The organism is Oerskovia enterophila (assembly GCF_001692445.1).
GTDB classification, from domain to species: Bacteria; Actinomycetota; Actinomycetes; order Actinomycetales; family Cellulomonadaceae; genus Oerskovia; species Oerskovia enterophila.
In genome coordinates, this window is the sequence record NZ_MAQA01000086.1 from 1 (window position 1) to 8492 (window position 8492).

Annotated in this window: 7 protein-coding genes and 1 pseudogene; 4 read left to right on the forward strand and 4 right to left on the reverse strand. The window is 74.3% G+C overall.

All coding sequences use genetic code 11. The features are described from left to right. Together OERS_RS19820 and OERS_RS19825 are read left to right on the forward strand one after the other, a co-directional pair. Positions 1-804: pseudogene (locus OERS_RS19820) on the forward strand (LiaF domain-containing protein); the annotation flags it as partial. Beyond that, positions 801-1505, forward strand: coding sequence for a hypothetical protein (locus OERS_RS19825; protein ID WP_068627720.1), 705 nt, complete (start codon positions 801-803; stop codon positions 1503-1505). The pseudogene OERS_RS19820 and the gene OERS_RS19825, both read left to right, overlap by 4 nt. Positions 1506-1654: 149 nt before the next feature. Here OERS_RS19825 and OERS_RS22365 read toward each other — a convergent pair whose 3' ends face one another. Next, positions 1655-2416 (reverse strand): hypothetical protein, encoded by a 762-nt coding sequence (locus OERS_RS22365; RefSeq protein ID WP_068627721.1) that lies wholly within the window; start codon positions 2414-2416, stop codon positions 1655-1657. Between the two features lie 139 nt (positions 2417-2555). Here OERS_RS22365 and OERS_RS19835 point away from each other — a divergent pair, with 139 nt between their 5' ends. Beyond that, the gene (locus OERS_RS19835; RefSeq protein WP_068627722.1) at positions 2556-3719 is read left to right on the forward strand and encodes a glycosyltransferase family 4 protein; all 1164 of its coding nucleotides are present in this window, start codon (positions 2556-2558) and stop codon (positions 3717-3719) included. A 4-nt stretch (positions 3720-3723) separates the two neighbouring features. Here OERS_RS19835 and OERS_RS19840 read toward each other — a convergent pair whose 3' ends face one another. The 3 genes from OERS_RS19840 to thiE form a co-directional block, all read right to left on the reverse strand. Continuing rightward, positions 3724-4416, reverse strand: coding sequence for a DUF2314 domain-containing protein (locus tag OERS_RS19840; protein ID WP_068627723.1), 693 nt, complete (start codon positions 4414-4416; stop codon positions 3724-3726). A 200-nt stretch (positions 4417-4616) separates the two neighbouring features. Further along, complete coding sequence (gene guaA, locus OERS_RS19845; RefSeq protein ID WP_068627724.1) at positions 4617-6194, reverse strand: glutamine-hydrolyzing GMP synthase; 1578 nt, start codon at positions 6192-6194, stop codon at positions 4617-4619. Between the two features lie 73 nt (positions 6195-6267). Beyond that, on the reverse strand, positions 6268-6888 hold the full coding sequence (gene thiE, locus OERS_RS19850; protein ID WP_068627726.1) for a thiamine phosphate synthase: 621 nt from the start codon (positions 6886-6888) through the stop codon (positions 6268-6270). Positions 6889-7179: 291 nt separating this feature from the next. Between thiE and thiO the strand changes: the two genes are divergently transcribed. After that, the coding region (thiO, locus tag OERS_RS19855; protein ID WP_068627725.1) for a glycine oxidase ThiO at positions 7180-8492 on the forward strand (1313 nt) is incomplete at its 3' end.

Consider the following 8492-nt stretch of genomic DNA (forward strand, 5'->3'; position numbering starts at 1 on the left):
GTCCCGCCCCAGGCCTACGCCGCCCAGCAGGCCGCCGCGCAGCAGGCCGCGCGCGCCCAGGAGCAGGCCCGACGCCAGGCCCAGCGCGAGGCCGACCGGCTGCGCCGCCTCGAGGAGCAGCGCGCCCGCGCCGCCCGGCGCCCCCGCGGCCCGGGCACCGCGATCGTCGGGATCACGCTCGGCGTGAGCCTGCTCGGCGCAGCGGTCCTCATGCTGCTCGAGCGTCGTGACGTGATCGACGTGCCGTTCTTCTACACGTGGATCGGCGCGACGATCATCCTCCTCGGCCTCGGCGTCGTGATCTCGGGCCTGCGTGGCCGCACGAGCGGAGCCCTGGGTGGCCTCGCGATCGTCGCGACGATCATCGCGCTCCCGATCGCCGGCTGGAGCTCGGTCGACCGCTTCGACGTGAACCTCCAGGGCCGCGCGTCGGACTCGACCTACACGGTCACCTCGGTCGAGGACGCGGAGAACGGGTTCGCCTTCACGTTCGGCGACCCCGTCGTCGACCTGAGCCGGCTCGACCTGAGCGCGGTCGGCGAGGACCCCGTCGTCGTCCCCGTCGACCTGCGGGCCGGGGACCTGACCGTGATCGTCCCCTCGGGCGTCCCGGTCGAGGCCGAGGTCCGCGTCCTCGCGGGCAACGCGACCTGGACCGTCGACGGCGAGCGCCGCAGCGTCAACGGCGTCAACACCCGCCCGTACACCTTCACCACCGACTCCGTCTCCGACGGCGCCGACCCCGTGCTCCTGCTCGAGGTCGACGTCGCCGCGGGAGACGTCACCATCCGGGAGGAATCATGACCACCGAGAAGACCCCCTACGAGTCCGACGACAGCGACGAGACTCAGGCCCTCCCCCCGGTCGACCCGACGATCGAGCTCGCGGTCACGCCGGGCGAGACCACCGAGGAGGCGCGAGCCGCGGCCGACGAAGCCGACGGCGACCCCGACGCGACGCAGGTCCTGGAGGCGACCGCTCCGTCCGAGGCGGACCTGGCCGACGAGCTGTTCCGGACCGAGGCGACCCAGGCGCTGCCCGTCGCCGAGCCCCCCCGGGCTCTCCCGGTGACGCCTCCCACCCAGGCCCTGCCGGTCTGGGAGGCGGCGCCGACGCACACGCAGGCCTACCCCGTGCAGGACGCGCCGGTCACCCCAGAGCCGGTCGTCCCGGCGGCAGCAGCTCCCGCAACGGCCCCGGCACCCGCCCCTGCGGTCGACCCGGCCGCGCAGTGGAACACCACGGCGCAGCAGAAGGCGAACCTCGCTCCCAGCAGCACGGTCCCCGGCGAGGACCCGCGCAACCGGGGCCTGCGCGTGGGCACGGTCGTGTGGGGCTTCATCATCGTCGCGGTGGGCGCGGGCATCCTCGCCCTGGCCCTCGGCGCGACGTACGACCTGGACGTCGCGCTCATCGCCCTGCTGAGCGTCGCGGGCCTGGTGCTCGTGGTCGGCTCGATCGTGTCGAGCAGCCGGCGCAGCGCCCGTGAACGAGCCCACCGGTGACCGTCCTCGCGTGAGTGCATGGTTCGGCTGCGACACGCCCGGCGTGTCGCAGCCGAACCATGCACTCGGCACCGGAAGAGGTGAGCACGACGACGGCGCACCGGTCGAAGGACCGGTGCGCCGCCGTCGTGCTTTCGTGCGAGAGCGCCTCAGCGCGGGGGCGTGCCCTCCGCCGGGGGTGTCGCGGGAGGCGTGTCGGTGCCGGTCGGCGGGACGCCCGGGCTCTTGGGCTCGACGACCGGCGGGACCTGGGTCGTGGGGACGCCCGGGCTCTTGGGCTCCTCGACGGGAGCCGTGTGGGTCGACGTGCGGGTGGGCGGCGTGACCGGCGGCGTCGTGGGTGCCGGCGTCGTGGGCGTCGTCGGGGCGGGCGTCACGGGCGCTGCCGGCGCCGCGTGCGCGGGGGTGTGCGCGGGGGGTGCGGCCGACGAGAGACCGCCGCCCGAGGTGTAGCCGCCCGGCGTCTCGACCGCGACCGCCGGACCGCTCGCGATCTTGCGGAGCGCGATCCCAATGAGGATGAACATGATGCCCAGGCCGATCACGAGGGCAGCGACGCCGAACGCGACGACCGACGTGAAGAGCGAGGCGCGCAGGAACGACGCGTTCATGACCGTGGCGCGGCGCTCGTCGTCCTGCGGGAGCTCGGCGTAGGTCTGGCCGTCGCTCATCTCGAGCGCGTGCTTGTTGATGACCTCGGCCTGCGCGTAGGCGGAGAACGGACCGCTGACGTGGGCCCCCGCGAGGAACGACGCATCGTCGGACACCGTGATGTCCTCGGCCGACAGCTGCGAGGACACGACACCCCAGGTGACACCACCCGCGATGATCATGACGATCCCTGCGATGACGCTGAGGAGTCCGATGACTCCTACGCCCTTCGCGGGCCGAACCGTGACAGTGCTGGACATTGCGGTATCCCTCCCCGAGCCGGACCTTTGGTGTCAACGTAGCGACGTTTCGTCGTTTCCGCCGGACGAAAGGTCTGTTCGACGTCGAAACGGCGCACGCACGGGCAGGTCGGACACCGCGTGATGGGAGAATCCGGGGGTGAGGATCACCCATGTGACGGACTGCTACCTGCCCCTTCTCGGCGGCATCGAGACCCAGGTGAGCCGCCTCGCGGCCCAGCAGGCCGCGACGGGCCACGTCGTCGAGGTGATCACCACGACGCCCGCGGCGCGCGGCGAGCACGGGGTGAGCACCGAGATGCACGACGGCGTCACGATCCACCGCGTCGCGGCCCGGATCCCGGGTGGCTACCCCGTGCACCCTCGCGCTGCCCACCACGTGACGCGCCGCCTGCGCGCGTCACGGCCCGACGTCGTGCACCTGCACATGGGCGTCCTGACGCCGTCGGTGCAGGCGTCCCTCCACCCCGTCGCGCGGCTCGGGCTGCCCGCGGTCCTGACCGTGCACAGCGTGTGGGGCTCGGCCGAACGCTGGTTCGCGGCGCTCGACCGCGTCACGCGCTGGTCCCGTCTCCCGATCCTGCTGTCGGCCGTGAGCGAGCTGACCGCGGCCCCGCTGCGACGCATCGCGGGGCCGGGCGTGCCCGTCGAGATCCTGCACAACGGGCTCGACCTCGACGAGTGGGCAGTGCCGCGCGTCGAGCGGGGCGCGCGCGGCGAGGGCAAGGCCGTGCACGTCGTCGCCGCGACCCGGTTCGCGCCGCGCAAGCGGGTGCTCCCCCTGCTCGAGTCGATCCGGCAGGCCGTCGAGCGACTCCCCCACGACGCGCTGTTCGCGACGATCGCGGGCGAGGGACCCGAGCTCGACGCGGCCCGACGGTTCGTCAAGGAGCACGGGCTCTCGTCGACGGTCAGCCTCCCGGGGCGCCTCGGCGCGCACGAGCTCAAGCGCCTCTACTCGCGCGCCGACGTGTTCCTGGCACCGGCGGTCCAGGAGTCGTTCGGCATCGCGGCGCTCGAGGCGCAGGCGGCGGGGCTCGCCGTGGTGACCCGCAAGGAGTCGGGTGTGGCCGAGCGGCTCACGGACGGCGTCGACGGGCTGCTCGCCGCCGACGACGCCGAGATGACGGACCAGATCGTGCGGCTCGTGACGCAGGACGGCCTGCTCGACCGGATCGTCGCGCACAACCGCGAGGTCCGGCCGTCGAGCGGATGGCCGAGCGTGCTCGCCGACGTCGAGAAGGCGTACGAGAAGGCGGCGGCGTACCGCGAGGAGCGGGTGGGGCGCACCGCGCGGGACTGACCGGTCAGCCCGTGGGTCGGGTGTCCAGGTCCAGGACGTGCCGGCGCTCGAACTCGACCCGGTCGCCGGCGAGCAGGCCCACGACGGCGGCCGGGTCGTTGTCGAGCACGCCGACCATGCGATCGCCGTCGACCTCCGTCACAAGCACCCACATGCGCTCCCCGATCCCCTCGTCGGGGAGGAACACGAGCTTGGCGAGGGTTCCGGGGATCACGCCCGACGTGTCCTCGGGGACCTGGTACGTCCGGGGGTGCTGCACGTTCCAGGCGACGACGTCGCGGAGCGACCACGGCTCGGGGTCCGGCCGTGACCCGGGGCTGCCGTCCTCCGGAAGGTCCCTCAGCATCCCGTCCTGCTTGCGGTCGAGCGTGCCGTCGCCCAGCATCTGCTCCACGATCCGGGTGGTGTAAGGCCCGAGGACGGCCCACGGCCCGACCGTGCCGACGCGGATGGCCCGGATGGCGACCTGCGCCCGACGGAGCGGGAGCCTCGCGAGCCCGGGATCGAGCACGAGCACGTCCTGGAAGTGCACGAGCACGGGCTGTGACGTGTCGGGCTCGACCGCAGCGAGGTACGTCCATCCGTCGCGCCACCGGACGACCCGGGTCACCGGCAGCCCGAGCTCCAGGACCTCGACGCTCGAGACCACGAGCTCGTCGAGCGCGGGGACCTGCGACCGCCGGGAGCGGCCGAGCATCAACGGTCCACGACGAGGCGAGGGCGGGCTGCGCGAGGGTCCATGACGGGCAAGGTACCGCAGGACCGCCAGGCCGTCCGCACGAGGCGCGCTCCGCCGTCGGGCTCCCGGCCACCCCGGACGAGAACGGCCCAGGAACGCCGAAGGGCCGGCCCCGCAGATTCCTCTGCGCGGCCGGCCCTTCGCGGCTCAGCGGGAGGTCACTCCCACTCGATGGTGCCCGGCGGCTTGCTCGTCACGTCGAGCACGACGCGGTTGACGTCCTTGACCTCGTTCGTGATGCGCGTCGAGATGATCGCGAGGACGTCGTACGGCAGGCGCGTCCAGTCCGCGGTCATGGCGTCCTCCGAGGAGACGGGGCGCAGCACGATCGGGTGACCGTAGGTGCGGCCGTCGCCCTGGACGCCGACCGAGCGGACGTCGGCCAGGAGCACCACGGGGCACTGCCAGATCTCGTCGTCCAGGCCGGCCTTCGTGAGCTCCTCGCGCGCGATCGCGTCCGCTGCGCGCAGGATCTCCAGGCGCTCGGCCGTGACCTCGCCGACGATGCGGATGCCGAGCCCGGGGCCGGGGAACGGCTGACGGGCCACGATGACCTCGGGCACGCCGAGCTCGCGGCCCACGGCGCGCACCTCGTCCTTGAACAGGGCCCGCAACGGCTCGACGAGCGAGAACTGCAGGTCGTCGGGCAGGCCGCCCACGTTGTGGTGGCTCTTGATGTTGGCCGTGCCCTCGCCGCCGCCGGACTCGACGACGTCCGGGTACAGGGTGCCCTGGACGAGGAACTTGACCTCACCACCGTGATCGCCCGCGTCCGCGACGATGTCGCGCGCCGCCTGCTCGAACGCGCGGATGAACTCGCGGCCGATGATCTTGCGCTTGGTCTCGGGGTCCGAGTGGCCCGCGAGCGCGGCGAGGAAGCGCTGCTTCTCGTCCATGACGACGAGCTTGACGCCCGTGGCCGCGACGAAGTCGCGCTCGACCTGCTCGACCTCGCCCGCGCGCAGCAGGCCGTGGTCGACGAACACGCACGTGAGCTGGTCGCCCACGGCCTGCTGGACGAGTGCCGCGGCGACCGAGGAGTCGACGCCTCCGGACAGGCCGCAGATGACGCGGGAGTCCCCGACCTGCTCACGGATGAGCGCGATCTGGTCGGCGATGACGTTGCCCGGGGTCCAGTCGCCGGCGAGGCCCGCGCCCTGGTACAGGAAGTTCTCGAGGGCCTTCTGGCCCAGCGGGGAGTGCTTGACCTCGGGGTGCCACTGCACGCCGTAGAGGCGACGCCCGGTGTCCTCGAACGCTGCGACAGGGGAGCCGGCCGAGGTCGCGAGGACCTCGAAGCCCTCGGGGGCCGCGTGGACGGCGTCGCCGTGGCTCATCCAGGCGGTCTGCTGGTCGGGCGAGCCCGCGAGCAGCGCACCGGCCTGGCAGACCTCGACGGCCGTGCCGCCGTACTCGCTGAGGCCGGTCTGCGCGACCGTGCCACCGAGCGCCTTGGCCATGGCCTGGAAGCCGTAGCAGATGCCCAGGACGGGCACGCCGGCGTCGAACAGCGCGGGGTCCACGAAGGGCGCACCCTGCGCGTACACGGACGAGGGACCACCGGACAGGATGATCGCTGCCGGGTTCTTGGCGAGCATCTGCTCGACGGTGAAGGTGTGGGGGACGATCTCCGAGTACACCTTGGCCTCACGCACGCGACGCGCGATCAGCTGGGCGTACTGTGCGCCGAAGTCGACGACCAATACGGGCCGGGGGGCTGAGGGGGTGGGTGTCACCAGCCCAGGATAGTTGGCTCGGCGCCGATCCCCGGCATCGGTCCACGACGTGCGACGGGGATCACTGCGCGCGTCAGGCGGGCAGCCGTCCGCGCAGCTCGCGAGCGGCCCGCTCGGGGTCGGCCGCGCCCGTGATCGCACGCACCACGACGATGCGCTCGGCCCCCGCGTCGAGCACCTCGTCGAGCCGCGCGGCGTCGACACCGCCGATCGCGAACCACGGCGTGGTCGGCGCCGTCGCGGCGACCTGTCGCAGCAGGTCGAGCCCGACGGCGTCGCGCCCCGGCTTGGTCGGCGTCGCCCAGAGCGGTCCCACGCAGAAGTAGTCGACCTCGGGATCCGCCTCGGCGGCCGTGGCCTGGGCGAGCGAGTGCGTCGAGCGGCCCAGCAGCGGGCTCTCGCCCAGGAGCGACCGGACCGCGGGCACGGGCAGGTCGCCCTGACCCATGTGCACCACCGGGGCTCCCGTCAGGAGGGCGACGTCGGCCCGGTCGTTGACCGCCCACAGCGCCCCGTGCTCGGTCGCGACGCGCGCGACGACCTCCTGCAGCTCGAGCTCGCGCGCGACGTCGAGCCCCTTGTCGCGGAGCTGGACCACGTCGACCCCGCCCGCGAGCGCCGCGTGCAGGAAGTCCTCGAGGTCGCCGCGCTCCTCGCGGGCGTCGGTGCACAGGTACAGCCGGGCCGCCCGCAGGCGCTCGACGGCCGCCTGGCGGGCCCGCCCGGCAGGAGCCGCGGGGCTGGTGCGCTGGGGCGAGGTGTGCTGTCGGGGCTCGGCGTCGCCGGTCGGAGCAGTGGTCACGGCGCCCAGGATAGGCGCGGCCCGTCCGGGACACGGTCGCGGCGCAGCCCGTGGGCACGCCCCGAGCGTGGCCGGCGTGCGTTGTAGGGTGGCCGCGAAGCACGGGAGCCCCGCACGGGGCTGAGAGGGCGAGAGCCGACCGTCGAACCTGATCTGGGTCATGCCAGCGAAGGGAGCGAGCGCATGTGCGCAGCCCTGTCCACCGACCACCCCGCCCTGCCCGCGCGTCCGCCCGGGCGCGACGGGAGCCCGGGGGGCGCGGCGCCGTCGGGCCTCGTGGGGCGTGCCGCGCCCGGCGACCGGACGACGATCACCACGCCCGACGGCGCCACGGACGTCCTCGTCGTGGGCGGCGGCATCGTGGGGCTCACCGCGGCCTGGCGGGCCTCTCGCGCGGGTCGGCGCGTCACCGTCCTGGACCCGGCGCCCGGAGACGGCGCGACGCACGCCGCGGCCGGGATGCTCGCGCCCGTGACCGAGGCCGACTTCGGCGAGGAGACCGCACTGCGCCTGGGCGCCGACTCGGCAGCACGGTGGCCTGCGTTCGCGGCCGAGCTCGAGGCGGACGCGGGGCTCGACGTCGGGCTGCGCCCCACCGGCACGCTCACGCTGGCCTACGACGGCGACGACCTCGCGCTCGGGCGCCGCGTGCGCGCGCTCCAGGAGGCCTGGGGGCTCGACTCGACCGAGATCTCGGTCGCGGCGGCGCGCGAGCGCGAACCGCTCGTCGGGCCGCGCGTGGCCGGTGCGTTCTGGGCACCGGGCGACCATCAGGTCGATCCCCGCGCGGTGCACCGCGCGCTGACCGCGGCCCTCGCGCGGGACCCGCGCGCCGCCGTCGTGCGCCGCCGGGCGGTCCGGCTGCTGCGCGCGTCCGGACCCGGCTCTCCCGTGACCGGGGCGCTCGACGACGCAGGCGTCGAGCACCGGGCGGCGACCGTGGTCCTCGCGGCGGGTGCGGACTCGGGGGACCTGCTCGCGGACGTCCCCGAGGTGTGCGCCCCGACCCGTCCGGTCAAGGGGCAGACGCTGCGGCTCGACGCCCCCGCGTGGTTCACGCTCGACCACGTGGTGCGCGGGATCGTGCAAGGGCGTCCGGTGTACGTCGTACCGCGTACGCCCGGGCCCGACGGGCACCGCGAGGTCGTCGTCGGCGCGACGAGCGAGGAGCACCCCGACGACCGGCGCGCGACCGCGGGCGGCGTCTTCGCGCTCCTGCGCGATGCGCGCGCCCTGCTGCCAGGGCTCGACGAGCTGGCCCTCGTCGAGGTCACCCCGCGCGTGCGCCCGGGCACGCCCGACAACCTGCCGTTCCTGGGGCCCACCACCGTCCCCGGCCTGGTCCTCGCCACGGGCCACTACCGCAACGGCGTGCTGCTCGCCCCCGTGACGGGAGCAGCGATCGACGCGGTCCTGACCGGCCAGCCGCTGCCGCCCGCGGTCGCGGCGATCGACCCCCTGCGCTTCTCGCCCGCACCCGCCGCGGCCCCTGCCCC